Source organism: Rhodococcus sp. KBS0724, assembly GCF_005938745.2.
In the GTDB taxonomy this organism is placed as follows: domain Bacteria; phylum Actinomycetota; class Actinomycetes; order Mycobacteriales; family Mycobacteriaceae; genus Rhodococcus_F.
On sequence record NZ_VCBX02000001.1, the window covers coordinates 5,308,534 to 5,335,013 of the forward strand.

The following is a 26,480-nucleotide window of genomic DNA, read 5'->3' on the forward strand; positions in this document are numbered from 1 at the left end:
CGGTCGGCGCAGTCTTCATGCTTTCTCGGACGCGAGTCTGTTCGCTCGCTTCCCGCTGAGGAAGACCGAGTTGTATTCCGGCGCTAACCTCGCCGCTGCCACGTGATAGGGCACGAACATGAGCACCTCGGTGATGACAAACGAAAGAAATACTGCAGTGCTGGAATGGAAACTGAACAAGAAAGTCAGTCCGAGCGCCACGTAAAGAGCAGTGTTCGCCGCCCTGAGCCAGAACACCATTTTTGTGCGCCCCGCCCGGCGCAGAGCCGCAAAAGGGATGGTTGTCACCAACATGCACAACTTCCACGCACAGGCAACTGCCAGAGCGACATACAGTGAACTGTTCCAAGCAGGGCCGAAAATCAGGCTCCACACACCCAGATAGGCAGAAGCGAAGATCGCCACTGTTCCGACCACAATGATCATCGCAACATTAGCCACCTCACCTTTGTGTCCGTGCGCGAGTTGGCGTACTCGGCCGTAGGCGAGAATCGGTTCGAGAATCCCTGAAATGGTTGACACAACCCGGAATCCGACAGCAGCGGACGGTCCGAGAACGGCCAGGATGAAAGAAGCCAATGCCGGCTGGACCATACCGACTGTCGCGGTTTCGCCGGTGACCCACGCAGCCTTGGTCAGGTCAGGCGGGAAGCCCAAATCTCGATGAGCAGGCAGCGGCCAGCATCTGATGAGAATGGCCAAAAGAGCGCCCGCTGCAAGAACTCTGACGCAGTTGGAATTGTCGTACACGGCAAGGACCAATGCGCACAGGCATCCCACCATGAGGACCGAAGCAGCAACAGATTCCAGCTTCCACCTGCCCCGCACTACTCCAATAGTGCGGGCCATCAGTAAGCCTGACGACAGTCCCAGTACTCCGATCAGCGTGATGGGCGTCGGCGGTACCGCTGGACTCACGATGAGGAGAGTCCCGGATATCAGGCTCAGCAATGCAATCCACCAGGGCATGGATACCTTGTGATCGGCTTCTGGAGTGGCAAGGCGGGACTCGACCACGAACGCTGACAGCAACTGCGCCACGTATGTTCCGATCGCCAGCGAAACAGCAAGGAGGCCTTGTTGTTCGATGGGTGCAACGCGTGCGAATACTGCGATGAAAATTGCCGGGAAGGCATTAAGTGCCAACCCCGCGACGATTTGTACCAGTGGTTCAACGCGCTTCACGTTCAGCACTGACTGAACGCGCGTCACTCCCCTGCCTCTAATGGCACGGCACACATCGTCGATTCTTCGAAATTGATGGCGATAACTGCTCCGTAACGTGGCAACCCAAAATCAATCGCGTTGGCATCCAATTGGATCAGGTCGATTCCCGGTGGCCAGTGCGCATCCGCACTTCCGTCCCGTAATGCACACTCCACCTGTAGTAGTGTATGCCACGGATCAGCTGCCGTGCTCGCTGAGATCGAGCCACTTACGAGGAGGGAACTCAGCGATGTGTGATTCGAGATCCTTTCCCCCTCGTCAAAGTTTCATTCCCGTCAGGCCGCGGAATAATTGCGCTATGAAGCACCAAGACACACATGCATTTTGATTTCTCGCCGAGAGCGGCCGGCGTGGATTCGCCCCCACGCAATACACCGACATGGTGGCTGGCTCCGGCCGTCCTAATCCTGTTACCCGTCCTGGGATCGTTCACTGCATGGGCGTCCCTGATCGGTTGGTGTTCGGCCGGTAAGTGTCCGGCCGGCTCACTGCTGAATTTGCGTGGATTCCTCCAACCTGCCCCTTTCACCATTGCCGGCGTGACGTTGCTTGCGGTTTGGTACGGCATGGTTGTGGTGCTCGCAACGGTCGGCTGGAGATTGGGACTGGGCACAACGCCGACACGGGAGTTCGTCGAGCGAACAACCAGCACGAACTTCGAACGGCGCTACTTTTTCCTCATCCTCGCAGTGTCCACGATCGGCGTGGCGTATGCGTACTACCGAATTACTGCGGCGACATCCATTGTCGACGCCTTGACCACCCAGACCGGGAACGCCTTCACGGAGGCACTACCCGACTCGGCCGGAATCGCGACGCTTCGATACGCGACCATCCTGGCGGCACCCATCAGCGTTTACCTCTGGCGAAAAAAGGTGCTCCATCCTGGATTCGTACTGTGGGCCGTTCTTCTCCTGGTGGCAAACTCGATGGTCGCGTCCCGCCTCTCGCTACTGATGGCGGTCGTGGTGTACGTCGTCTTACAGACAGCGGTGCCCCGCAAATCCGTGGGCGCGGACCGTAAATCTCTGCGGCCCTGGCACATCATCACCGCTGTAGTGATCATGTTCCTGATGCTCACGGCGCTCAACTATGTCCGGAACGGCAACTACTACCGCGATGCGGGAGTATCGAACCCGATCGCGATGAATCTCTATCAGTCCGGCGCCTATCTCGCTGTGCCGGCTCAGGTGTCCACGGGCGTGTCAGATGCGATCATGCGCGGCACTTTCGACAAGCCAGGGAGTGTCGTCGCCTCCGTGTCGGCGGCGCTGCCCAGCTTTCTGGTTCCGGCACATGAGGTCAGAGCAAAGGAGTCGCTCGGCGCAGACTCCTACGATTTTTCGGTCTCGTTTGCACCGAATTTCACAACTAACTCTGAATTCGCTGACATCTATACGGATTTCGGAGCGTGGGGGTGGCTATACACGCTCCTGCTGTTCCCGCTGGCCGGTTACGTTTTCGGTCGGTTCCTGACATATGGTCCAGTGATCGCCGGATCGGCAGGAGTTATCGCATACTGTTTTGCCGAGGTATGGCGGATTCAGCTGCTTACGCAAGGAATTACCGTTTTCCTGGTCCTCCTGACGCTCGTCTGCGTGTTCGTGGCGGCACGAGGGCAGTCTCCCACCAAACTGGAAGACATGGTTTCGAGAGGAAATGTGAAGTCAAGTGACTGACAAGTTTGCAGGGACCACATATCGGCCGGGCAATGTGGGCAACGAATGGCTCCGCTCAGCGGTTGGCGCAGTTCGCAATCGATGGATCATCCTGCTTGTGTGCGCACTGTTCGGGGGCTTCCTGGGAGCGATCTTGACCAGTGTGCAGTCGCCGAGCTACGAATCTTCCGCGGTGATCTACCAGACGCCTCACTTCGGCGACACCGACGGTACAAGTCGTCAGCGTACTGAGGCGTACACGAAGTTGCTGAGCTCCGACTTCCTCATCGAAACCGCTCTGGCAAACACCGGATTGGAGATGTCGAACTCTGACGTGCGCGAAATGACCACGGCCAGTGCCAATGTCGGAAGCGCGATCCTGACGGTGACCGTGCGCGCGGAGGACGCCGATACCTCGGCGGAGCTCGCTAATGCTCTAGCGCAAGCACTTCCCGGTGCCGTTGCTGTTTTGGACGGGAGCACACCTGCACAACCGGCACCGGATCAGTCGGAAACCGTGGTTCCGGACCCAGTGCGATTGTCGGTGATCAGCCCGGCGGTGCCCGACGACGCTGAGGGCGGACCGCAGTATGTGCGCAATACCGCACTCGGTGTGATCGCCGGGCTTTTGGTGGGGTTGCTCTACGCATATCTGCGCAGTCAGATGAGCCGGAAAATTCAGGATGTCGCCGCACTCGGCAAGTTTCTGTCCGGGCCGGTGCTGGCCGCCATTCCTGCGGACAAAGCGCTGGAAACCGGTGTTGTCGACTTCTCGAGGGAGAGCCCTGCCGCAGAGGCATTCCGCCGTCTCCGCACCGTGATCGCCGACCACGAACCCGGTCGGGGCGAATGCCGAACCATCATCGTTTCGAGTGCAGTCACCGGCGACGGTAAGACAGCGGTCGCGCTGAACCTCGCAATCGCTCTCGCTGAGAGCGGCAATGAGGTCGTATTCGTCGATGCCGCAGGAAGAGACGAAGCGAACGTGCGCTCCGGACGCCATGGTTCTGATCATGAAAAGAACGCATCACCAGCCGGGTTGATCGATTATTTACTCAATGGTGACGACATCGACCGATACATCTCTGCGAGTTGGCATCCGAAGCTTTCGTTCATCCCGGCGGGACGCACCGCGCCCGGCAAGTCCGAACTACTCGGGAGCACTCGGATGCGCAACGGACTCGCAGATCTTGCTGCTCGCGCAAACTACGTCATCGTCGATACCGCACCGATGGCTGACCGATCCGACGCCCTTGTGCTGGGACGCTGGGCCGACGGTGTCCTGCTGGTGGCGCGATCTGACCATACGAGGTACGCCGAACTGGGTGCTGTCATCGAACGTTTGTCGTGGGCCGAATTACGAGTCTGGGGCGTTGTACTCAATGACTCCCCGAGGCCACTGGCACGCAGCGCACGCAAACGCGGCGCACGATTGTCAGCGGCAAAGCTGCTCACACGCGAGTCCCGCCCGGTCAAAACAAACGTCTGACAGAAAACCGATCGGCATCGAGTTCGTCATCGGCAGGCGACGAAGACCGGCTCTCCCTTCGTCGGGGTGGTTGTCACGGTACCCACGCTCACTTCCGGGTTCGTAGGCGTGCCACCGACACAACTGTCACTGAAGATCAAAACAGGTAGCCACGACGAGGGTGCTTGCTCCCAAACCAAATCCGCAGCAACCACTGTCCCGGATGAGCCCTGGAACACGGCGAATGGTCCGCCGGCTTCGGAACCGAGCGGCGGACCCGTCACGGTCACGTTGAGCTGATCTACCGTGAACTGTGCCGAGTTGTCGGCGGAGAACGCCACCGCAGACTTCGCCGTCGTGATGGAGACGGTTCCCAGTGAAACATCTTGGGTCCTCTGGAGCCCGACAGCTCCGGTACCTGGACCTATTTCGGTGTCGATCACCGTGCAATCGCTCAGCGAAATCCCGGTAACCGGCGGGGTTGCAATAGATTCCACGAGAACCGACCAGTAAAGACAGTTGTTAACGGCAACGCCCGCTACCTCTAGGTCGAATCGGCTGAAAGTGTCGCCAGTCGACCCATTCGGTCTTGCGAGTACGTGCAGCCCTGTGTGAGAGTCCTCAACGGTGATCCCATCCAACTGCACACCGCGCGATGCCACATAATGCCACCCGGCGCCCGAGTCCGGCGATGCCGAGTCGACCATGACACCTGCTCCGTTTGATACTCCGTCGACCAGTACGGCAGCTACCGTTGATCGATTGACCCCCGCCAAACGCACTCCGTTTGCCGCACCGCCCGACACTTGGACGTCGGTGACATCGAAGTCGGTGTTCGACCACTCGGTCAACGCCGGGAAGGAAAAGGTCTCGGAAGCGCTGTCGAACTGGGCTTCTGGAGAGTAGTAAGTCACCAGTGCCAAACCGTCGTCACCAGTGTTTGTTGCTGAATACCTTTCGACGGTTCCACGTCGGCACGCGTTGAAATGGAGTCCGTCGGCCATGGTGTTCTCGACGTGAAGTCCGTCAACAGTGATGTCGGAAACGCCCATCATGATCACACCTGCCTGCGGACTCGACTCGACTCTGCAGTCGCTCAATGTCACCCAACTAACCGGCCTGCCGGGTCCGGTCCAACCATCGGGCACTGCCGACGTGTCCGATGCATATCCCACGACTCGGATTCCGTCGCCCATCGACCGCAGCGTCGGCTGGCTTGCCCACCGCACTGCCACGTTGTGAAGAGACACACGCTCCAGCGGACCACGCAGCACGATGCCATGGCTCGTGCCGGCGCCGTTGTCGTCCAGGTTGTCCATCAGAAGTTCGGCACCGGAGTCGAAGTCGATCGAAACGTCAGAGATCCCCACTATCGAGATAGCAGCGCCGCCTGCTGGATGACGCTGAGTAAAGCGGTACTGGCCGGACGGAAAAAGTAAGACGTCTCCGGATTTCAGTTCGGCAACGGCATTGCGAATGGCAATCGAGTCATCCTGTGTCCCATCACCAACCGCACCGAAATCGCGAACATCGATGACGTCACCGCCGCCCTCGACGCGGCGAACGGCGTTGAAGGATTCAGGCAGAGCGGCAGGCAGAGCCAACGCTGCCGGGAACATTCCGAGAAATTTGCGGCGCGACAGCGCCGACGACCAGTTAGCCAATGGGTACCTCACTCAGGAAGGAACATATCTTCTCGGCAGTAGCTGTTGACACGATCTCGGACTGGCGCCGCTTGACATGCAACTCTCCGCGCTGACTCAGCGACGCCCTGGCGGCTTCGTCGTCACAGTACTTCTTCACGAGTTCGGCCAAGGCTTCGGAATCATGCGGATCAAAATACTCTGCGCCGTCTCCGCACGTTTCCCTCAACACCGCGATGTCAGACGCCAGAACCGCGGTACCGGACGCCATTGCCTCGAGCGGCGGAAGACCGGCACCTTCGAAAAGTGAAGGCATAACCAATAAGTCCGCCTGAGCCACCAGAGCACGCAGACTGTCGAACGGAAGTCTGCCCGTTAGCTGCACACGTTCACCCAGGCCTGCCACAAGCTGGTTGATTCGGTCGTCGAGTGTCCTGAGTGACTCATCGCCACCAGCTATCACCAGTGTGTGTGGGATGGAATCCGAGATCGTCGCAAATGCATCCAGAAGTACCGGCAAGTTCTTGTGCCGCTTGATATTGCCGACATACAAAATGTAGGGGCGTTGAATTGGCGACGACGCCGGGTCGGCTTCAGAGAACCACACGTCGTCTACTGGGATCGGCGTCACCAGCACCTCGGATGAGGGTGCGATTGCAGCCATGGAACGGGCGGTGGCCTGGGACGGGGTGAAAATCGTTGCGGCCCGTCGCGCGCTGAGTTTCAGCATCGTCCACGCGTACGCGTTCTTGGCGCGATTCTGGTCGCTCAGCTTTTTGTCTTCGACATGGAGGGTGTCATGCACCGTGGAGAAGTATCGAACGTCCCGATTACGAGGAGACGTTAGTGCAAAAGGAAAGGGGTAGTGCGGAACCCACAGTGCCTGCGGACGGGTTGCCGACAATGCGTGACGCCACACGCGCTGTTCACGCATTGAATACATTCGGGCCTCGGCGGGATCCGCGAAAATCACACGGGTTTCTTCGCTGGTGTCAGGTGCCGCGTTTCGGTCGGCGAGGACGGCCAGCCTGAATCCACGTTCTTTCAGCACCTGCTCGAGCACAGGAATTTGGGTCCTGATGTAGGTGCCGATACCACTCTGACGAATATGTCGGGCATCGAACAACAGATCAACCGACTCGCCATCACGGCTCGCCTGACCGGCACGGGGAGTATCCATAAGTGAATTGTTGCAGGTCCGTCAATTTGATGGAGATAATGATGCCCTGTCAAATGTCCGACTTCGCAGATGAAATGGTACCTTCGGCACGAAGGAACTGATTTTGTCGGATCACCAGTAGTTTCAGGTGCATTCACGGCAGCAAAGGTCGACTTCGGCTGGGTATCAACAAAGCTCGATCAGCCGGATCGCCAGATAATAAGGGCACACACCAAATAACTGTCACACGTCGCGGGAGTCTCGAAGCAACCATGAACGAACCCAAATTAGCGATAGTGCACGAGCGATTCACTGAGATCGCGGGTTCCGAACATGTGGTTGAGCAACTGTCCTTGACCTGGCCGCAAGCCGCCGTCCACGTGCCTCTTGCCCGACCTGCAGGCATACCTGCCGGACTTTCGTCCCCTCCTGTGACGACATGGGTCGACGGCGCCTACCGGATGCTGGGAAGGTCTTCATATGCACCGTTGATGCCGCTGCTGCCCAGCGCTTTTCGCGGCATGAAACTGGGAGAGGTCGATGCGGTGGTGGTGAGCCATCATGCCTTTGCCACGCAGGCAGCCTTCGCCACCGATGCGCCGGTGATCGCATACGTACACAGTCCAGCGCGCTGGGCCTGGGATCCCGCCTTTCGGGCGCAAGAGTCGGGTGGCGCGGCCGGCGCAGCCGTGCTCGCAGCACTGGCGCGAGTAGCGCGTCGGGGCGAGTTGAAAGCTGTGAGTCGGCTCGACCAGGTAGTCGCGAACTCGACCGAGGTTGCCGACCGGATTCAACGCTGGTGGGGTCGAGAAGCAGTGGTAGTGCATCCACCCGTGGACACCCATGGATTCACCCCTGATTTCTCGATCGAACGGGAGGATTTCTTTCTTCTCGCCGGCCGCTTGGTGCCTTACAAACGGCCAGACCTTGCGATAAGAGCCGCACGACAGGCGGGTAAGCGACTCGTCGTTGTGGGCGATGGCCGATGGATGGACCTCTGCAAGGAATTGGCCGCCGAGGACACGGTTTTTGTCGGGCGAGTCCCCCACGATCAACTACTGGATCTTTACCGGCGGGCGCGAGCCCTCCTGATGCCCGGGGTCGAGGACTTCGGCATCGTCCCGGTCGAGGCGATGGCAACCGGAACCCCCGTGATCGCTTTGGGCGAAGGCGGAGCACTCGACACAGTTCTCCCAGGCAAGTCCGGTGTTCTTGTGTCCCCTGGCCACGACACGAAGGTGATCAGCGGTCTTGCAGAAGCAATGGAGACATTCGAGCCAAACGACTTCGATGCGAAGATAATTCGCTCGTGGGCCGAAGGCTTCTCTCAGAAGGCCTTTGGAGAGAACATGACCAAAGTCGTTGACGACGTTCTCAGGAGCCGGTGATCACCAAGCGGTCGAACGTACCGAGAGCCGGACATGACTCCGACGGGTGTTCCAGTTGCCCGGGACCTCGGTAGAATGAATTTGGCTCGGTCGCGATATCGGGCGGCGTAGCTATCGGCCGGCACTGAGGTCGTCGAGCAGCCTGAGTGTCGCTTCGAGCCGCACCGTGCAACGCATGTTCGACACTGCAACCAGTAGCACCGCCTTCAATCACGTTCCCAATCTGAATACGCGGGTTCGATTCCCGTCATCGACTTCCTGGGGTGTTCACCCATCAATCGCTGTTGAGTTCACCTATTAGATCCTCAAATCCTTCCGATACACGATTTCTGTTTGATCAGGCGTCGTGAGGCCGATTTCGCCGGATCTTCGACGAGCACTGCGGGCTCTCGGAACCTCGGGAGAGACAACTGCGGTGATCTAGGCGTCTGCAGCCGAGATCGGCTAGCGGAATCCGTGGATTCCGCTGCCGGAGCAGGGGTAGTTATCGGTCGGGATCAGCGACCGTTGGCCGGCGTTGGGGCTTCGATGCGAAGCCGTGCCGACAACGCGGGGCAATGCGCTCCGGTTCCGGTCCCCCGACGAATCTTCCCTACGGATCGAGACTCTCACGCCGGTTATATCAGTCGCGGAGAAAGGGAATGTTCAACGCCGCGAGGGTGAACCCGATCAAGAGGGCGTAACCACGCAGCCCGAACCAGCGAAAGAAGCCGCAGTGCATCCTCATCCCATTGCTCTTCAGATCGGCAAACAGGCTTTCAATACCGACCCTGCGGAAATACGACGCCTTTCGCTCCAGGCCGCCATGCTGGTACGGCATCCGCAGATCCGGGTCATCCGAGTCCCACAGCGTGACTGTACGACGGCAACTACACGGCGTGCCGGGCCTGCATGCGGTGGTCGGCACGCTGATCGGAGCGCGCATCGAGATCGGATGTTGGGCAGCAGCTTCGGAATCCGCTCCCCAAACGCCTGCACTGCGGGCAGTCGGCTGGTTCTGCTTCTGTCCGACCCGTGTACAGCCAAACGAGGTGTATACGCGTTGCGGCCTAGATGATCTCGCGATTCCATGTCGTGACCGCCCAGATCACGAACACGTTGAGCGCGATGATCGTCGTCGCCCACCACGGGTAGTAGGGCAACCACAGGAAATTGACGAGAATCGACACACCGCAGATCACAAGAGCACCCACGCGAGACCAGATCGACCCGGTGAACAACGTAACGCCGACCACTGCGACGACGACACCGAGTACAAGATGGATCCATCCCCACACAGTGAGGTCGAATTGGTAGGCGTACTCGGGACCGACGACGAACACCTCGTCCTTCTTTATCGCGGAGATACCTTGTAAGAACTCGAGCACGCCGACGGTGACGAGAAGAACCGCCCCGCCCATCGTCGCTCCCTTTGCCACACGTTGCTGGACCATTATCTTCTCGGACATAGCCGCCCCTCGAGGTCTCACGTACAAATCGGTCGGGTGCCAGGGTCATACCACCTGGATACCCGCTGTTCGGTCCGCAAATCGCTCGGCGCGAATTCGACAACCTCATACGGCACTCGACCAAGAATTACCTTGTGAATAGCCGATCGATATTCAGTCGGAAGGTATTCAGGCGCGAGTGACGAATCGATAAGGTTGTAGCTCACCTCGCCGACCTGAGCACTGAATCTCGAGTCTCGAACTCTGGATAGGGCGCACCACACATGAGAAACTCGTGATGCGGGATGGACATCGAGCTCGAAACCCGTCCACTCCTAACACATTCCCGTCCAGAGCCCCTTGAACCGGACGGGTGCGCGACCAGGAGGTGGACGTGACGCTACGGACCGACCGACGCGCTGCCCGCGCAACTTTCGTTCAGCGGACGCCTCGTGACGAGCGCAGGTTGGACTCGTCACGAGGTGGAACACACTATCGGGAGAGCGTCGTAACTACGGAGGCAGCAGATCCGTCATGACTGAAAAACCGACCACCGACAATTCCGCCGAGCAGGCGGTGGGTCCGCCACGCCTACTCGCACTCCTTCTCGCGATGGCGATGTTCGTTCTCGTCGTCGACACATCACTGATGAATGTCTCGATCTCCTCTGTGGTGCGCGACCTCGACACGACAGTCAGCGGCGTCCAGGCAGCAATCGCACTCGAAGCACTGGTATCCGCGGCATTCATTTTGATCGGCGGCAAGGTCGGCGATCTCATCGGACGTAAACGCGCGTACGCGCTGGGCCTCCTCGGCTACGCAATCGGTGCCTCGGCAATGGCGTTCGCACAGTCCCTGACCGCGATCGTCATCTTCTGGGCCGTACTCGGCGGGATCGGCGCCTCCCTCCTACTGCCCGCAATGCAATCCCTCATCCACGGCAACTTCGAAGGAGCAGAGCAGAAGAAGGTCTACGCCCTGGTCGGCGCAGCGGCAGCGATTGCCGCCGCGGTCGGACCGCTACTCGGAGGATTCATCACCACCTATCTCTCGTGGCGCGTCGGTTTCGTGCTCGAGGTCGTCGTTATCGCGGTCGTCCTCTCCGGCATCAAACTGGTTCGCGATGTGCCGTACACCGGCCCTCGAGGGGTCGACCTGGTGGGTGCGGTCCTGTCCGTGCTGGGTATGGGCGGGATCGTGTTGGGAATCCTGGTCTGGCAGGAAGGCGGTGAAGCCGTTGGTGCGCTGCTGGCGATCGGGGCGATTGCACTGGCAGGGTTGGCGTACTGGCTCGTGCGACGCAAACATCGAGGACGGCCGACACTGCTGGATCCGGAATTGTTCCGCTCCAAGATCTTCCGGCTGGGCATCTCCGGACAGATGCTCCAACAGATCGCCCTGGGCGGCACGATGATCGCACTGCCGATCTACCTGCAAATGGTGCTCGAATACAACGCAATGCAAGCAGGTTTATCACTCGCGCCCCTCTCCCTGAGTATGTTCGCAGTGGCGTTACTTGCGGCGAAGAAGGCGGGTGATCGGCGCCCGAGCAAAATCATCAGGTGGGGATTTGTACTGCTCACGATCGGAATCGTGGCGTTGATCCCGATCGTGCCACGGGCAGAGTTCGGCTGGGGCCTGGTAATCCCCCTGCTGATCGCTGGGTCAGGGTTGGGATTGTTGGTCTCTCAACTCAACAACTACACACTCGCCCCGATCGAGGAGCAGCGGATCAGCGAAGCTGCCGGCGTCAATTCTGCGGCCGGGTCCTTCGGATTGTCATTCGGGTTGGCATTCGCCGGAGCCATCATGTTGGCGACACTGTCCATCACTTTCACCACGATGGCGCAATCGAGCACCGTGCTCCCCCAGGCGGAGCAGCAGCAGGTGGCGCAAGTCCTCGAGGACGACGCCGAAGTCATGAGCAACACCCAAATCCAACAACTACTCGTCAACCAGTCCCCGGAGATTCAGAACGAGATCATCCGAATCAATACCGACACACGACCTCTCGCGCTTCAGGTTGCACTGCTCATTCCCCTCCTCGCCGGCCTCATCGGGGTGTTCAATTCGTTCCGGATGATCCGGATTCCGGAAACTCCGTCAACGGCTTCCAACGACGTGCCTGATGCGAACTAGCACGCCCTCACCCCACCAACCCGCGACACTTCCGGACCCTCGACCTCTCAAATCAGCTGCAGCCGAAAGACACCCGTGCCGCAGTACCGCAAATCCCTCCCGATACCCCTTGACCGTCTGCCTACTCCGGACAAAGTTGTCGACTGTGCACCGACGCCTGCATGCCCGAATTCTGTTGACTCCCAGCTGTGTTCAGCTAGCTTGATAGAGCTCTTCGGGGCATCAACCGCCGCGGTGAAAGTCTCATGCGCGAACTCGAACCCGACAGCGGCCCGGACCTCGGCAGCGTAGGTGTTCATGTGCCCTCCCAATGCGTTGATGGGGTGTTCGATAATCGGTTTCCCGCCAAAGTGTCGTCATTGCTCCGACCGGGCACGAAGATGTGCACGCTCACCTTGCTGGCCGAAAAGAATGATCAGCTCAGCGGATGCGTCATCTGCGGTAGAAAACCAGTGTGGGACATGGGTATCGAATTCAGCTGCTTCGCCGGGGCGCAGGACTAGATCTTGGTCTCCGAGAACGAGTCGGACCCGCCCGTTGAGTATGTACAGCCATTCGTAGCCTTCGTGCGAGGAAGGTATCGGCGTATCACCGAACCGCGCCGCCGGAATGATGAGCTTGTGTGCCTGCACTCCTCCAGCACGGCGAGTGAGCGGTAGCCATGTCATCCCATACCGGGTCACCGGCTGCAGATGAACCCGCGGATCACCTGTCAACGGGCCGCCGATCAGTTCGTCGACCTGCATCCGGTACGTCCTCGCCAGAGCGAGTAATTGCTCGAGGGTCGGTTGACGCTGCCCCGACTCCAGCCGCGACAGCGTGCTCTCGGAAATCCCGGTGGCTGCGGAGAGTTCGGCGAGGGTGGTCTCGCGTTGCTTGCGAAGGACACGAAGCCGGGGCCCGACTGCGCTGATGGTCTGCTCCAAGTAGGTGCTCATATCGGAGTTCATGCCTACATCTTGACAGATCAGCAAGGGAACTTGTCACCCACGATGTTGGCAGTTCATATTCATCGTGGAGGTACTCACAATGAACGGACACGACATGAACAATCGATCCCGTACCTGGGATGTTGCAGTAATCGGTGGCGGCGCTGCCGGATTGAGCGCAGCGGTGACACTGGCGCGTTCACGCCGATCGGTGATCGTCGTCGATGCTGAACGTCCTCGCAACGCGCCCGCTGCGGGAGTGCACAATTTCCTGACTCGGGACGGCATCTCCGCGACAGAGTTGACCGCTGTCGGTAGAGACGAACTGACGTCCTACGGCGGTACGGTGATCTCCGGGAGCGCTGTTGCCGCCGAGCGTAGAGATACTGCCTTCACGGTTGAATTGGCCGATGGACAGAAGGTGACAGCCCGGAAGCTTCTGGTCGCAACCGGACTCGCAGATACACTGCCCGACATCACTGGTCTGCGTGAGCGGTGGGGCCGTGAAGTGCTGCACTGCCCGTACTGTCACGGATGGGAAGTTCGGGACCAGGCCATCGGGGTCCTCGGCACCGGGCCAGGCGCCGTTCACCAGGCAATAATGTTCCGCCAGTTCAGCGAAGACGTCACTTTGTTTCTGCACACAGCTCCGGAGCCAACCGAGCAGCAGTGGGAAGCGCTCGCCGCCCGCGGAGTCTCGGTGGTTGACGGCCACATCACCGACGTACTCGTCGACAACGATCGCATGACGGGTGTGCGGTTGGGCTCTGGCGACACGCTCACCCTCCAAGCATTGGTGATTGCGCCGTTGTTCTTCGCGCACTGCACGGTGCTCGAGTCACTTGGACTCAATCCAACCGAACAGAGAGCGGGTGAGAAGCTCCTCGGCGCCGTATTCGCCGCAGATTCGAGCGGAGCTACCGCGGTGCCTGGCGTCTGGGTGGCTGGAAATGTCACCGATATGTATGCCGGAGTGATCAATTCGGCAGCAGCAGGATTTACCGCAGCGGCGGCGATCAATGCCGACCTCCTCGACGAGGACGTGCGTCGTGCTGTCGCCGAGCGTGGTACCGCTGCCGCCAACTCTGACCCCAACCCGACTGCTCTCGCAGCGCCTGATGCGTTCTCCGCCGCGGCGGAAGCGGAAGTGTGCGAACGAGTCCTCGGTGAACGACGACACGGATTTTTCATCGAACCAAAGGCATGACAGTGACCAAGCATGAAGATAGCTCTACCGCCCCACACTCCGCATATGCATCCGAGTCGTTTTGGGAACCGCACTACCAGAAGCATATTCGGCCGTGGACGGGTTTACCCAATACTGTCCTCGCCGATATGACCGCCGACCTGACTCCGGGATCGGTACTCGATATCGGCTGCGGCGAAGGCGGCGACGCACTCTGGCTCGCGGGCAGAGGATGGATGGTCACGGCCATCGACGTTTCAGCCACTGTGCTCGAACGCGCCAGTACCCAAGCTGTCGAACGTGGACTCACCGCCAACGTGACCTTCGAGAAATATGATGTTTCGCAGTCTTTTCCGGACGGGTCGTTCGATCTGGTGTCCGCACAGTACTTTCACACCCCGATTGGCATCGCCAGAGAACAGGTCCTCCGCACAGCAGCAGCGACTGTCGCACTTCAGGGTGTGCTTCTGATCGTCGATCATGCTTCGACTGCCCCCTGGTCCTGGAACCAAGACCCCGACACCCGGTTCCCGACACCACAAGACACCCTGACAAAGCTCGACCTCGACGACCAGCATTGGCGGCCGATACGCGTCGAAGCAGCGCAGCGAACCGCATCAGGACCTGGCGGGCAGACCGCCACCGTGACCGACAACGTCATCGCGCTCCGCCGCGTCGACCGCTAGAACACACAACGCACGGACCTGAATCAGTTCACGCAAACACAGGAGAGGCACATTCTCGATGAGCTCAAATCTCGCCGAGCCGGACACCACGTCGGCTGCGGTAGATCCGCGGCGCTGGATCGCATTGATCGTCATCGCCACCTCGACACTGATGTCGTACTCGACGCATCGATCATGAATATCGCACTCCCACATGCGCAATCAGCACTCTCGATCGCCGACGCCGGCCGGCACTGGGTCATCACGGCCTACACCCTGGCCTTCGGCGGCCTCCTCTTGCTCGGAGGGCGAGTGGCTGACCTGCTCGGTCGCAAACGTATGTTCATCATCGGCCTCCTCGGATTCGCCGTAGCCTCCGCGCTCGGCGGCGTGGCGATGAACGCACCCGTACTCTTCGGCGCACGAGCTCTACAAGGAGTCTTCGCAGCCATCGTTACACCCGCCGCATTGTCCCTGATTTCGGTGACATTCGTCGAAACTCGTGAACGCGCAAAAGCTTTCGCTGTATACGGAGCCGTCGCCGGAGGCGGCGGAGCCGTAGGACTCCTCCTCGGCGGCTTTCTGACCGAATACGCCAACTGGCGATGGTGCCTGTTCGTCAACATCCCGATCGCGATCGTCGCAGCGGCGTTCGCAGCAACTACCGTGCGCGAGGACCACGCCGACGGACCCCGACGGTTCGACATTCCCGGCGCAATCCTGGTCACGGTCGGACTGGTCGCACTTGTTTACGGCTTCACCGAAGCAGGTAAGGCCGGCGTCGGCTGGCTCGCTGCTCAGACACTCATTCCCTTGGCTTTCGGCATCGCTTCGTTGATCGCCTTCGTCCTCGTCGAAGCGCGCACCACACATCCGCTACTCCCACTCAGAGTCGTGACCGACCGCAACCGCGGCGCCGCATACTTGGCCGCATTCCTTCTCGGTGCCGGTATGTTCGGAATGTTGTTGTTCATCACTTACTACCTACAGGTGAACCTCGGATACGAGCCACTGAAGGCCGGTCTTGCGTTCCTGCCGTTCAGCGTGGGAATTATCAGCACTGCCTCTCTCGCCTCCTCGCTCTTGCCACGCTTCGGTCCCAAACCACTTATGGCCTTCGGAATGGCCACCGCGACAGTAGGGTTGGCCTGGATGATCACTCTCGACAGTTCGTCGACGTATCTCGGTTCGGTGCTGCCATCAGAGTTGATGATGGGCATAGGACTCGGGCTCGTGTTCGTGCCGATGTCCACAGTGGCTCTCTCCGGTATCGAACCTCACGACGCCGGTGTAGCGAGCGCCGTGCTCAATACGAGCCAGCAGATCGGCGGAACACTAGGCGTTGCACTGCTCAATACCCTCTACGCAGCAGCGTTGAGCCGCCACGTCACCGCCAGCGCCGACGTGACACACGAGCAGGCACTACTCGACGGCACCTTCGCCGGCTACACGGTCGCGTTCACCGTGGGTGCGGCACTGTTCGCGGGAGCACTCGTGGTCATCATTGCGATGCTCCGCGCAGAAAAGGCAGCGATCCTAGCTACTTCGCGACCGATCAGCTGACACATCCGATTCAAGTTGTAACTCCCAACGAACCATCGCTGCACATGATCTCGAACAACGGACATGCACCGGCGTTCAATGTCACGCCCGGAACCCTCCCGGCCATCGTGCACGATGCCGGTGGCAGGCTCGACTCGCCTCAGTGGGACAAGGTGGCACCTGTGCTGGCGGAGGGCACCGGATCGATGATCATCACGCACGACCACACCGGACAGGGCAAAAGTAACGACCTCCCCTGTCCTTGGCTGGTAAAGGACGCGCCACCACTCACTCGTACTCTCCGAATTCCCTGGCCACGTGAGCTTCAATATGTACCGGTCGACATGGCGCAGTCCCAACCCGCTGGCACTGAAGAGCATTTCGTTTGGCAACCGCCAATCAGATCCTCCGATACTTGTACCCTGCAAGGAATCTCGGGCTTTACGACCCGCCACACCCATTCACTCGCCGGCAGATCAGGCCTCAGGCCTCGATATTTTCCAGGTCGGCGAGCAGGCTCGGCCGCGTCGGCTGCCAGCCGAGTTCGGCGCGGGTTCGGGCGGCTGATGCAGGTTGGTCTGCCGCAAAGACCGGTCCCAGAGGCCCGAAATCTTCCACCGGGAGCGATTTGACCGGCAAGCCGAGCCGACGCCCGATGACCGTGACAATGTCACGAACGGTGTCGCCTTCATCAGCGACCGCGTGCCAAGAACTACCGGCAGGCGCTTTTTCCAGCGCGAGCCGGAAGAGCACGGCAGCGTCGAGTGCGTGCACGGCCGGCCAACGCTGTGCACCGTCGCCCGGATAGCCTGCGATCCCGGCCTGACGGGCCGACTGGGTGAGAATCTCGGCGAACCCGCCTTTTCCCTGGTTGTGCACCGTCCGCGGAAGCCGAACAGCCGAGCTGCGCACATCTTCCGAAGCCAGTTCGAGAGTGCGGATAACCGACACGCCGCGACCTCCGACAGGCCCGTCGGTAGGTAGCGGGTCGTCTTCAGTCGACGCGCGACCGAACACACGTGGAGTGCCCGAGACGGTTACGAGCGGTTTTCCAGTGCCGACGAGGCTCGCGCCGAGAGTCGCGAGAGCAGCAGACTCTTCCGCGATACCTCGCGCAAGGGTCTCGGGTGAACTGAAGTCATTGCTGAAAGCGAGGTGAATGACGCCGTCGGCCTGTTCGGCACCGCTGCGCAGTATCTCGAGGTCCGAGAGCCCTCCCCGAAGAATGTCGGCACCGGCTGACGCGGCACGCACCGCCGAGGCGTCGGAACGGGTGAGTGCAGTGACGGTGTGACCGGCGGAGAGCAGTTCGGCAGTGACAGCCGAGCCGATCAGGCCTGTTGCCCCGGTGATGAATACGCGCATATGCAACCTCCAGAAGTGATGGGACAGGTGTCTCATCACAGTAAGGTAATGCGACAGGTGTCGCAACACCTATGATGGATGCATGGCCCGATGGAAACCGAATGGACGAGAGCGCCTCGTCGTTGCCGCTCTCGAACTCTTCGCCGAGCAGGGCTACGACAACACGACCGTCGCCCAGATCGCCGAGCGTGCCGAACTCACCCGTAGTACGTTCTTCCGTCACTTCAGCGACAAGCGAGAAATTCTCTCTGCGGGGCAGGAAACACTCAGCCGCCTGTTGGTCGAGGGGATCGACTCAGCCCCCGCCGATGCAACACCACTGACCGCAGTCGCCGCAGGTCTCGACGCCGTATCGGGCGCAATGACGGAGTTCAATCGCGAACTTGGACCACGACTCCACGCAGCGATCGAGGCCAACGACGAGTTGCGCACACGCGATGCGATGAAGAGCATCGGTCTAGCCGCCGCCATAGTGGAAGCACTTCGGAGGCGTGGTGTCGCGGAAGCAACAGCACAGGTGGCAGCCGAACTCGGCATGCTCGCGTTCCGGACCGGATTCTCGCGCTGGTCCAGCCCTTCCGACGACAACGCGCCGGGCAAACTGATCACGCACACGCGGGCTGCCTTCTCAGAGCTCCGAGCAGCGACCGCAGAATTGCGTTAGCTGCCTCTACTCGTCGAGCAAAGCCTTTCGTGAGGCCTGATCCGGAAATTCCTTACTGATTCCCCACCCGAGTGACACTGCCACGTTGTTGAAAATGCCCGCTCTGGGATGATCTGCGGATGTCGTCCCCATGCAACGGGTTCCGGTTTCCGAGGGAGATCGTCGCGCACCCTGTATGGCCCCTACCGCCACTTCACGCTTTCGTTCCGCGAGATCGAGTCACTCATGGCTGAGCATCGCACTGGGACCTCGAGGTCGACACCCCACCGATGGCGTCTGGAAAGAGTGAAGTCCAGGTTCCTCTATCGGCTGCACGTTCAGCGGTTGAGCAGGGTCGTGACGTTGCGAATTTCGGGGATTCCGATCTTTTTGGCTGCAATGAGGAAGGTCGGTGTTCCGAGAACGAGCACGGCTGTCAGCGTTGCTGCTGCGGCCGCGCGAGGGTTGCCGATCAGTTGGTGTGTCACTCCGACCGCGACGACACAGACCACGCCGGCAGCTATCGACGCCCACAGCACCCGAGAGAAGGTTTCGAGCACCGTGTGGAAGCCGAGTAGGCCGTAACGGTGCCGCAACACCAGGTGCCCGCTGACGGCACCGACGATGTAGGACAGTGAACTTGCGACCGGAAGCATCACCACAATCGTCTGGTTCGGAAGACGAGCGACAGAGAGTGCAACGACGGCGACTTTCGTGAGCACCATTGCGGCGTTGATCAAGGCCGGCGTGCGCATGTCATTTCCCGCGTAGAAGACTCGCAGTTGCAGCATGACCAACGCGAACGGGGGAAGCCCGAACGCCGACAGTGCCAGCGCCACACCGATAGTGCGTGCGGCATCGACATCGACGCGCCCGACGAACATCACCGTGGTGAGCATCGGCCCGAGTAGAGTCATCGCGACTGCAGCAGGGACGAGAGCGAGAACCGAGTACCGAGCGGCGCGGCCCATGTCGGCGACCATCGCATCACGGTCCCCCAGCGCCACAGCACGGGAGATACGGGGCATGAGCACGGTCAGCAAGGACACCCCGAGGATGCCGTACGGGACCTGGAACAGTAGGTCTGCGTACGTATAGGTCGAGACTCCGCCGTGGCTGAACGCGACTCGGAGCACGACTGCGACACCTACCTGACTGATCGCGACGTATAGCAACACCCAGCCGAGCAACCTCGCCCCGACGCGGACCGGACGCCACGTGTACGGCACCGGACGCACCCGCCAACTCCATCGGAATCCGTTACGCCGCAACGCCGCAACCGTCCACACAGCCTGACCCACGATCCCGATCGTGGTTCCGAGACCCAGGACGAGCACCTGCACACTGGTCGTCGTCGACGGTAGCAACGTCACCGGACCCGGTACCGCCGCGAAAACCGCGACCATCGCGAGAACGATCAGGTTGTTGATCGCCGACGCCCAAGCTGCGGGCGCGTAGCTCTCCCGCACGTTCAGCACGGCTGTCACGGTTGCAGCGATCGCATAGAAGAAGATCTCCGGCAACAGCAGATACGCCAGCATCGTCGCCAACTGCGACTGCTCCCTATCCGAGACCAATGCGGCAACGAGAAACGGGGCACACGCAACCGCTATCGCGGTGACGACAGCAGCACCGAGAACCGTCGCCAGCAGCAGGCGTTGGGTGAAAACCCGCGAATAGGTTCGCCCGCGGAGCCGTGCCCTCGCCAGCACGGGGATGAGGACACTGCTCATCACCCCACCGAGGAGCAGTTCATAGACCATGTTAGGCATGCTGTTAGCGCCGCTGTACGCGTCACCGACCGCCGCTGTGCCCAGCACCGCCGCCAACGCGAGTGTGCGGAGGAAGCCAGTCGCGCGACTCACTCCGGTCGCAACCGCAACAGCACCTGCCGCGTGCGCGAACCTGTTCTGAGAAACCGTCATTCGACCATGGTGCCTCGACGAAGCCCGCCGTATCTCGAATTGCTGAGACAACAGCCGCAACATGCGGCATATGCCGCATCCGCTTCGGATAATCGCACCTTCACTTCATCGGCCGATATGCCCCGCAGCCCTCGACCGCCCACCGGAAAAGCCAAAGCCACAAAGCAACCGAACAGGACGAACTTCTCACGTAGCCGGGGCTAACTCCACCAGAAATCGATCCGCCCTGCGACAATGACGACCCACCACCACCCGAGGAGATAACCACCGATGACCGACGACGCCGCCCGAACCTACACCTCGCACGTCATCGTCCGGTGGTCCGACATGGACATCTTCAAACATGTGAACCACGCGCGCATGCTGACGCTCCTCGAAGAAGCCCGCATCGACTGGCTGTACTCCGCAGGCCCCGAAATCACGAACATCTTCGAGCCATCCGTCGTTGCCGGCGCCGAACTCCGATACCGCACCCCACTCAAACACTCCGACAGTCCACTGGCGATCACCATGTGGATCGAGAAGCTCCGCGCCGTCGACGTCACCATCCGCTACGAGGTCCGCTCTGCACACGCCGCACCGGACTCGAAACCTGCAGTCACCGCCACCACCCAGCTCGCGTTCGCCGACCCCGAGGCCGGAACGCTGCGTCGACTGTCTGCCGACCAGCGGGCCGTACTCGCACCGTGAATCGCTCAAGGCTGACCCTTGCCTGCCAGGTCCGGCGAACCTGTCACCAAATACACCTGCCGCCGATCGTGTATTCGGCGGGCGATACAGCGGACTGAATCCGACCAGTTCAACACTCCGTCCACAGCCGCGCTAACCGATAAGTTGCTCGGACAACTCCCACAACGCAGCTGCTGCCACCGGATCCGCAGCGTGATCGGCCGCACGGTCGATCCCACAATCAGCCAGATAGGCACCATTCGCCGAAACGAGTTCACGCGCCGTCGCCGCCCACACCGCCGTCGCCGCAGCCGCCGGTATCGACTTGAGATTAGTCAGGAGACCTGGCTTACCCGCACTCATCCGCTTCATCTCTGCGAAGTCCTCGCGCGACATGTGCCGCGACAAGCCGGTAGCGCACACCCCAGGATGAACGGAAAAAGCAGCAATCCCACTGCCCTCGTACCGATTCCGCAACTCGGTCGTCATCAGAGCATTCGCGGATTTAGATTGCGCGTAGGCGACGAACTTGTCGTACGGACGCTCCACGAAGTTCGGGTCGACCAGATCCACAGCGTGGGCACGATGCGCGTCGGACGAGACGGTCACCACCCGGGACACGGCCCCGGAGCGCTCAGCCGCACGACGCAGATTCGACAGCAACTCCGTTGTCAGCAGGAAGTGTCCGAGATGGTTTGTACCGAAATGCAATTCGAAGCCGTCGACAGTCTGCGCGAACGGTGTGTACATCACCCCGGCATTGTTGATCAACAGATCGATCGGCTGCGCACCGAGACCTTCGACAGCGGTACGGATACTCGACAGATCGGCCAGATCGAGCGAGATGGACGAGAGAACGGCGTGCGGGATCCCCTCACGTATCCGATCGGCCACCGTGAGCGCTGCCTCACCGTCGCGTGCCGCGAGGACAACCGTCGCCCCAGCGGCCGCCAACGCTCGCGAGGTCTCCGACCCCAACCCGCTCGTTGCACCGGTCACCAACGCCGTTCGACCACTCAGATCGACGCCGGCGAGCACGTCGTTCGTGGTGGTCTCGGCACCAAAACCATTCATTTCCAAGGCAAATCCTTCCAATCCGAAGTAACACTGGCCACCCATTCGGGATCGCGTCGTTCGAGAAATGCGCGCACTCCTTCGCCCGCGTCTGCAGTACCCATGACGCGGTGGTGCAGTTCGGTCTCATATGCGGCAACCTGCTGCGGCGTAAATCCGTATCGGGCCGTATCCCACAGCAGTCGTTTGCTCAGCGCCGCTGACATCGGTGCCACGTTGGTCGCAATGTCGCGAGCCATCTCCAACGCAGCAGGCAGCACCTCCTCGGCTGGCAGGCTCCGGCTCGCCAGACCCAATCGCACCGCTTCTCGTCCGTCGAATGTTCGTCCGGTCAGGAGAATTTCGGCAGCCGCGGCCATGCCCACCGCGCGGGGCACGGTCCAGTGCGACATCGCGTCCGGGACCACCCCGCGCCGCACCTGCGGGATCGCATACTTGGAGTCGTCGGCGACGATGCGGATGTCGGTTTGCATGGCGATCGTGAGTCCAATTCCGATCGCGTGACCGTTCACTGCTGCAATCACCGGTTTTCGGAGATCGAAAGCGGGCGGCTCGACCGGGGATGCACTGAAGTTGTCGTCGATGGGCGAAGCGAAAGTATCCCTGCCCGCGCTCAGGTCCGCGCCGGCGCAGAAGGCCGGCGCAGTACCGGTGAGCACGATAACCCGGACGTCGTCGTCCGCGTCGAGCCCGCGGTAGTAGTCGCCCAACATGCGCCCCATCGAGCCCGAGAATGCATTGCGCCGCTCCGGCCTATTGAGGGTCAAAAGTGCCACTCCGTCCGAGATTTCGACCAGAACATCACTCACGGCGCCAGCACCTTCATCGCAGCGGCTAATTCCGCGACGTGCTGCCCGCGAACCTCGTAACCGGGAAAGTAACAGCACACTCGATCGGCGCAATCCCCGAACCGCGTGACTATCTCGGCTGCGCACTCTTCGGGCGTCCCGTGCACCGCGAGAGTTGTGAGCATCTTGTCGTCGATCAGATCCGTCATCGCAGCGAACTCCCCTTGTTTGGAGAATGCGTTGAGCTTCGGCTGGAGGTCCGCCCATCCCTCCACCTCGAGGACCGGCCGGTATGCAGGGGTCGAACCATAGAAGGCAAGAAGACCGCGCACACCGCGTGCTGCTGCTTCGAGCTCCTCCGGGGTGCGGCCGACCCCGACGATCACCTGCGGGTAAATCGCGAGATCCCCTGGCGTGCGTCCGCTGCGTGCCAGCCCCTCCTCCACTGCCGGTACCGTCCGCTCTCGAAAGTGCCGAACGCTGTTGAACGGCATCACCAGCAGAGCATCTGCCACCTCGGCCGCCGTGCGAGTCATGATGGGCCCGAGTGCACCTAGGCAGATCGGAGGTGGCCCAAAGGGATGAGGCCCCGGATTGAACGTCGGAGGCATCAGCGTGTGCGACGTGAACTCTCCCTCGAACCGTAGGCGTGAATTACCCTCCCACGCATCGAAAATCGCCCTGATCGCCAGCACCGCCTCACGCATGCGGGCCGCCGGGCGCGACCACTTCGCCCCGTACCGCTTCTCGATATGCGGACGGATCTGCGAGCCCAGCCCCAGACGGAACCGGCCGCGACTGAGGCTCTGCAGATCGTAGGCGGCGTGGGCAAGATGTAATGGGCTGCGGGGCAACGCGATAGCGACATTTGTCATCAAATCGACCTCGACCGTGGCCGTAGCCGCGACCAACGGTGCGAATACATCGTGCGCTCCTTCGAAGGTGAACAGCCCGTCCACTCCGAGTTCCACGAGTTCGCGTGCACGCCGCGCCGCATCCTCTGGCCGACCGTCGAGTTGGACGTCCATCTTCACAGGCACTTCTCCTTCTACTCGACGCGTCCACATGACGAAATGCGTGCACAAGTCATGCGCACGGTCGCGTCGATAGCCCACCATAACTTCCTGTTCATTACGTTACATACTAATACGTAATATAGGTGAACGGCGGCAAAGAATTTACAGACTGACGCTGTGGACCGAACGACCGACATCGGATCAGAACTCCCTCGACGGGTGGATGCACGCCACCGTCGGCGCGAAAGAAGCGATCACGCTCGTCCGCGACCATTCTCGTCGCAGCGCAGTAACCACCGACAGGTCAGACTATCCAATCGGATTGCAGGACAGAACTAGTCATCATCGTCGAACACTTCCCCTGCATCCACTACCGCTGCTACGAAGACGTTCGACTTCGAGTAGCCGAGACCCAGAACAAGCAAGTAGGTACCGCAAGACGCTCCCCCTGAATGCCATCGCCAGTTTCTACGACGAGCGGCGGCCCGAAGATAAATCGCGGTCCTAACCGACCACCGGACTCCGCGTCCGCATGTACAACCAAGCGCCAATCTGTCGCGGCTTACAAACTCGCCCACCAGAGGCCCGACCAGCTGTGATGGCTATTTCCTGGCAATAAATTGTGAGTCTTGACACACATAAAGCCGCTCAATACTGTTCAGCGGACGATAGTCGTCTCTTATTCGAACGGCTCCGAAACCCCCGATGAGAAGGACCCGAGAATCGATGCCTAACAACCCAACCCGCGACCAATACACCACCAAGGGATGCCAGTGACCGAACCGAACATTCAGTCGAATCTTGGAGTATCCACGCGCCAAGTCGGAGGATTCGCAGCCGTTGGATTCCTCGCATTTTCCGAAGTCACCAGTGGAATGCTGCAGTCGTGGTACATACCTCTCATCCCGCAAATTGGGCAGAGGCTCGCAGTCAACCCAGCACAACTCAACTGGGTATTGGCTTCATACCTACTCTCGACCGTAATCTGCGTACCCGTGCTGGCCAAACTGGGCGACAAGTACGGCCACCGGCGCATGGTTCTGTTTGTGCTTGGCACGGTGACAATCGGAACGATCATTACAGCGGCAGCGCCATCATTCGGAATCTTCTTGCTGGGCAGAATCATCCAAGGAACGCTCGGGGCCCTGCTTCCACTCGAGTTCGCAATTCTCCGAGAACGAGCGGGCGCCAGCGCGGGTCGCGCAATCGGAATACTTGTCGGGTGCCTAGGCGGCGGAGGAGCCGCAGGGACCCTACTGGTCGGAATTCTCGGAACTCATGCCAATCTGACTATTGCCCTCTACCTGCCTGCCGCACTCACGCTGGCAAGCCTTGCTACCATTGCAATGTTTGTACCCGAAACCACTACGCGTGCAACAGGTTCCATTGACTGGACGGGCGCTGCACTGCTGGGCACCGGCCTCGCGGCCTTCCTCGTCGGAATAAGCAATGGAAGCAAGCTGGGGTGGACCTCTACGACAACCCTGATGGCAATTGGCGGCGGATTGGCATTGCTTGTCGTCTTTGTCGTGACAGAGAAGAAAATCAGTAGCCCCCTGGTCGACTTGACATTGTTGACGAAGGGAGGCGTCGGATTCCTCTTAGGATTGACAGCATTATTCGGATTGCAGTTCTACGGAGCCGCTACCGTTACTGCACTGTATTTTGCGTCCAAACCCGAGATCGTCGGGTACGGATTCGGGCTCGACTCGATGGGCATCGGACTAGCGATAACCCCAGTACCCTTCGCCCTCATGATTGCATCGTCGCTCGCTGACAGCCTCGCGCAACGAATCGGGACTCGAGCGGTACTGCAGATTTCCGCCGTTCTGATTTCCATTTGGTTTGGTGGGTTGATCGTATTTCGACACAGTCTGACGGGCTTCATTTCGATGGGCTTGATTGGCGGCACCGGAGTCGGGCTGTTCATCGCACTCCTTCCCGCCCTTGTGATTTCACGCGCACGTCCGCAAGACTCCGGGATCGCGGGCGCACTGTATAACACCTCTCGAACGGTGGCCGGGGCAACCGCTGGAGCGGTGTTCACTGCCATCATGTCCGGCATGGTGATCAGTGGGTCGAAAATACCCAGTGAGACTGCATTCATTGCAGTCTGGTCCGTCTGCATCGGAGTGGGCGTTTTCATCTTTGTGCTGGCCCCATTTCTCAACAAACTGGGCGGAAAGGCCTACCAACCCGAACCGACAGAGCAATTGATCGATCTTCCGGTCCGAGAATCATCCTAGTACTGCCCACGAGATCTTTTGCCACAGTGGAAGAATGGCCGCTTGCTCGAGTGGAATCTCACTGTGGTGCTCGGCCAGCTGTCGACGATCGGCGAACGGTTCCCGAACCGCGCCTTGCAATGTCAGTAACCGTTCCCGATCTTTGGTGGTCGCGTCAGCAAGGAGTCCCGACATGCAGGCGCGGGCCGCAGGACTCGCAGCGCGACGGCATCGGAGCAGAGGGCGCCGCATGGTGACGTACCGCTGGAAGAACCAGTCCGACATGACGTGAGCAAAGACCCCATTCGCATGTAATCACCAACCAAACTATCCAATTAGACTGC

General features: G+C 60.3%; 22 protein-coding genes. 10 read left to right on the forward strand and 12 right to left on the reverse strand.

The genetic code is table 11. The annotated features are described in order from the left end of the window. Nucleotides 1–15: 15 nt before the first annotated feature. Nucleotides 16–1,185 (reverse strand): hypothetical protein, encoded by a 1,170-nt coding sequence (locus FFI94_RS24350; protein WP_260684275.1) that lies wholly within the window; start codon nt 1,183–1,185, stop codon nt 16–18. Nucleotides 1,186–1,766: 581 nt separating this feature from the next. Between FFI94_RS24350 and FFI94_RS24355 the strand changes: the two genes are divergently transcribed. Together FFI94_RS24355 and FFI94_RS24360 are read left to right on the forward strand one after the other, a co-directional pair. Further along, nucleotides 1,767–2,906 (forward strand): hypothetical protein, encoded by a 1,140-nt coding sequence (locus tag FFI94_RS24355; protein ID WP_185993307.1) that lies wholly within the window; start codon nt 1,767–1,769, stop codon nt 2,904–2,906. Next, entirely contained in the window at nt 2,899–4,374 is a 1,476-nt protein-coding gene (locus FFI94_RS24360) for a polysaccharide biosynthesis tyrosine autokinase (protein ID WP_138870078.1), read from the forward strand. Before FFI94_RS24355 ends, FFI94_RS24360 begins: the two co-directional genes overlap by 8 nt. A 26-nt stretch (nt 4,375–4,400) precedes the next feature. Here the strand turns inward: FFI94_RS24360 and FFI94_RS24365 are convergent, their stop codons facing one another. Then, a complete protein-coding gene (locus FFI94_RS24365) occupies nt 4,401–6,017 on the reverse strand; it encodes a glycosyl hydrolase family 28-related protein (protein WP_138870079.1) in 1,617 nt (538 codons plus the stop codon). Further along, nucleotides 6,010–7,176 carry a glycosyltransferase family 1 protein gene (locus tag FFI94_RS24370; protein ID WP_138870080.1) on the reverse strand — a complete coding sequence of 389 codons (1,167 nt, stop codon included), beginning with the start codon at nt 7,174–7,176 and terminating at the stop codon, nt 6,010–6,012. Before FFI94_RS24370 ends, FFI94_RS24365 begins: the two co-directional genes overlap by 8 nt. Nucleotides 7,177–7,427: 251 nt before the next feature. Here FFI94_RS24370 and FFI94_RS24375 point away from each other — a divergent pair, with 251 nt between their 5' ends. Beyond that, on the forward strand, nt 7,428–8,543 hold the full coding sequence (locus tag FFI94_RS24375; RefSeq protein WP_138870081.1) for a glycosyltransferase: 1,116 nt from the start codon (nt 7,428–7,430) through the stop codon (nt 8,541–8,543). A gap of 622 nt (nt 8,544–9,165) precedes the next feature. Here the strand turns inward: FFI94_RS24375 and FFI94_RS24380 are convergent. Together FFI94_RS24380 and FFI94_RS24385 are read right to left on the reverse strand one after the other, a co-directional pair. Next, a complete protein-coding gene (locus FFI94_RS24380) occupies nt 9,166–9,468 on the reverse strand; it encodes a hypothetical protein (RefSeq protein WP_138870082.1) in 303 nt (100 codons plus the stop codon). Between the two features lie 124 nt (nt 9,469–9,592). Further along, nucleotides 9,593–9,991 (reverse strand): hypothetical protein, encoded by a 399-nt coding sequence (locus FFI94_RS24385; protein WP_138870083.1) that lies wholly within the window; start codon nt 9,989–9,991, stop codon nt 9,593–9,595. 513 nt (nt 9,992–10,504) lie between these two features. On the opposite strand from FFI94_RS24385, the gene FFI94_RS24390 reads away from it, so the two are divergent. Further along, the gene (locus FFI94_RS24390) at nt 10,505–12,109 is read left to right on the forward strand and encodes an MFS transporter (protein ID WP_138870084.1); all 1,605 of its coding nucleotides are present in this window, start codon (nt 10,505–10,507) and stop codon (nt 12,107–12,109) included. 356 nt (nt 12,110–12,465) lie between these two features. On the opposite strand, the gene FFI94_RS24395 is transcribed toward FFI94_RS24390, so the two are convergent. Then, complete coding sequence (locus FFI94_RS24395) at nt 12,466–13,059, reverse strand: helix-turn-helix domain-containing protein (RefSeq protein WP_260684276.1); 594 nt, start codon at nt 13,057–13,059, stop codon at nt 12,466–12,468. Nucleotides 13,060–13,153: 94 nt separating this feature from the next. On the opposite strand from FFI94_RS24395, the gene FFI94_RS24400 reads away from it, so the two are divergent. The 3 genes from FFI94_RS24400 (at nt 13,154) to FFI94_RS24410 (ending at nt 16,452) form a co-directional block, all read left to right on the forward strand. After that, entirely contained in the window at nt 13,154–14,245 is a 1,092-nt protein-coding gene (locus FFI94_RS24400; protein WP_138870085.1) for an NAD(P)/FAD-dependent oxidoreductase, read from the forward strand. Between the two features lie 2 nt (nt 14,246–14,247). Continuing rightward, nucleotides 14,248–14,910 (forward strand): class I SAM-dependent methyltransferase, encoded by a 663-nt coding sequence (locus tag FFI94_RS24405; protein WP_397495488.1) that lies wholly within the window; start codon nt 14,248–14,250, stop codon nt 14,908–14,910. Between the two features lie 174 nt (nt 14,911–15,084). Continuing rightward, the gene (locus FFI94_RS24410; RefSeq protein WP_221937769.1) at nt 15,085–16,452 is read left to right on the forward strand and encodes an MFS transporter; all 1,368 of its coding nucleotides are present in this window, start codon (nt 15,085–15,087) and stop codon (nt 16,450–16,452) included. Between the two features lie 462 nt (nt 16,453–16,914). Here the strand turns inward: FFI94_RS24410 and FFI94_RS24415 are convergent, their stop codons facing one another. After that, a complete protein-coding gene (locus FFI94_RS24415) occupies nt 16,915–17,796 on the reverse strand; it encodes an SDR family oxidoreductase (RefSeq protein ID WP_138870087.1) in 882 nt (293 codons plus the stop codon). 82 nt (nt 17,797–17,878) lie between these two features. Between FFI94_RS24415 and FFI94_RS24420 the strand changes: the two genes are divergently transcribed. Then, the gene (locus FFI94_RS24420; RefSeq protein ID WP_138870088.1) at nt 17,879–18,460 is read left to right on the forward strand and encodes a TetR/AcrR family transcriptional regulator; all 582 of its coding nucleotides are present in this window, start codon (nt 17,879–17,881) and stop codon (nt 18,458–18,460) included. Between the two features lie 317 nt (nt 18,461–18,777). On the opposite strand, the gene murJ is transcribed toward FFI94_RS24420, so the two are convergent. Then, entirely contained in the window at nt 18,778–20,364 is a 1,587-nt protein-coding gene (gene murJ, locus FFI94_RS24425) for a murein biosynthesis integral membrane protein MurJ (RefSeq protein WP_185993308.1), read from the reverse strand. Nucleotides 20,365–20,634: 270 nt separating this feature from the next. On the opposite strand from murJ, the gene FFI94_RS24430 reads away from it, so the two are divergent. After that, on the forward strand, nt 20,635–21,054 hold the full coding sequence (locus FFI94_RS24430; RefSeq protein WP_138870090.1) for a thioesterase family protein: 420 nt from the start codon (nt 20,635–20,637) through the stop codon (nt 21,052–21,054). A gap of 132 nt (nt 21,055–21,186) precedes the next feature. Here FFI94_RS24430 and FFI94_RS24435 read toward each other — a convergent pair whose 3' ends face one another. Genes FFI94_RS24435 through FFI94_RS24445 form a run of 3 tightly spaced genes read right to left on the reverse strand, consistent with a single transcriptional unit; the run spans nt 21,187 to nt 23,929 of the window. Then, complete coding sequence (locus FFI94_RS24435) at nt 21,187–22,107, reverse strand: SDR family NAD(P)-dependent oxidoreductase (RefSeq protein ID WP_138870091.1); 921 nt, start codon at nt 22,105–22,107, stop codon at nt 21,187–21,189. Further along, entirely contained in the window at nt 22,104–22,916 is an 813-nt protein-coding gene (locus FFI94_RS24440; RefSeq protein WP_138870092.1) for an enoyl-CoA hydratase/isomerase family protein, read from the reverse strand. Before FFI94_RS24440 ends, FFI94_RS24435 begins: the two co-directional genes overlap by 4 nt. Next, the gene (locus FFI94_RS24445; protein ID WP_138870093.1) at nt 22,913–23,929 is read right to left on the reverse strand and encodes a TIGR03617 family F420-dependent LLM class oxidoreductase; all 1,017 of its coding nucleotides are present in this window, start codon (nt 23,927–23,929) and stop codon (nt 22,913–22,915) included. Before FFI94_RS24445 ends, FFI94_RS24440 begins: the two co-directional genes overlap by 4 nt. Nucleotides 23,930–24,678: 749 nt before the next feature. Between FFI94_RS24445 and FFI94_RS24450 the strand changes: the two genes are divergently transcribed. After that, a complete protein-coding gene (locus tag FFI94_RS24450) occupies nt 24,679–26,157 on the forward strand; it encodes an MFS transporter (protein ID WP_138870094.1) in 1,479 nt (492 codons plus the stop codon). Here the strand turns inward: FFI94_RS24450 and FFI94_RS24455 are convergent. Next, nucleotides 26,149–26,421 carry a hypothetical protein gene (locus FFI94_RS24455; protein WP_138870095.1) on the reverse strand — a complete coding sequence of 91 codons (273 nt, stop codon included), beginning with the start codon at nt 26,419–26,421 and terminating at the stop codon, nt 26,149–26,151. The genes FFI94_RS24450 and FFI94_RS24455 overlap by 9 nt on opposite strands. Nucleotides 26,422–26,480: the final 59 nt, after the last annotated feature.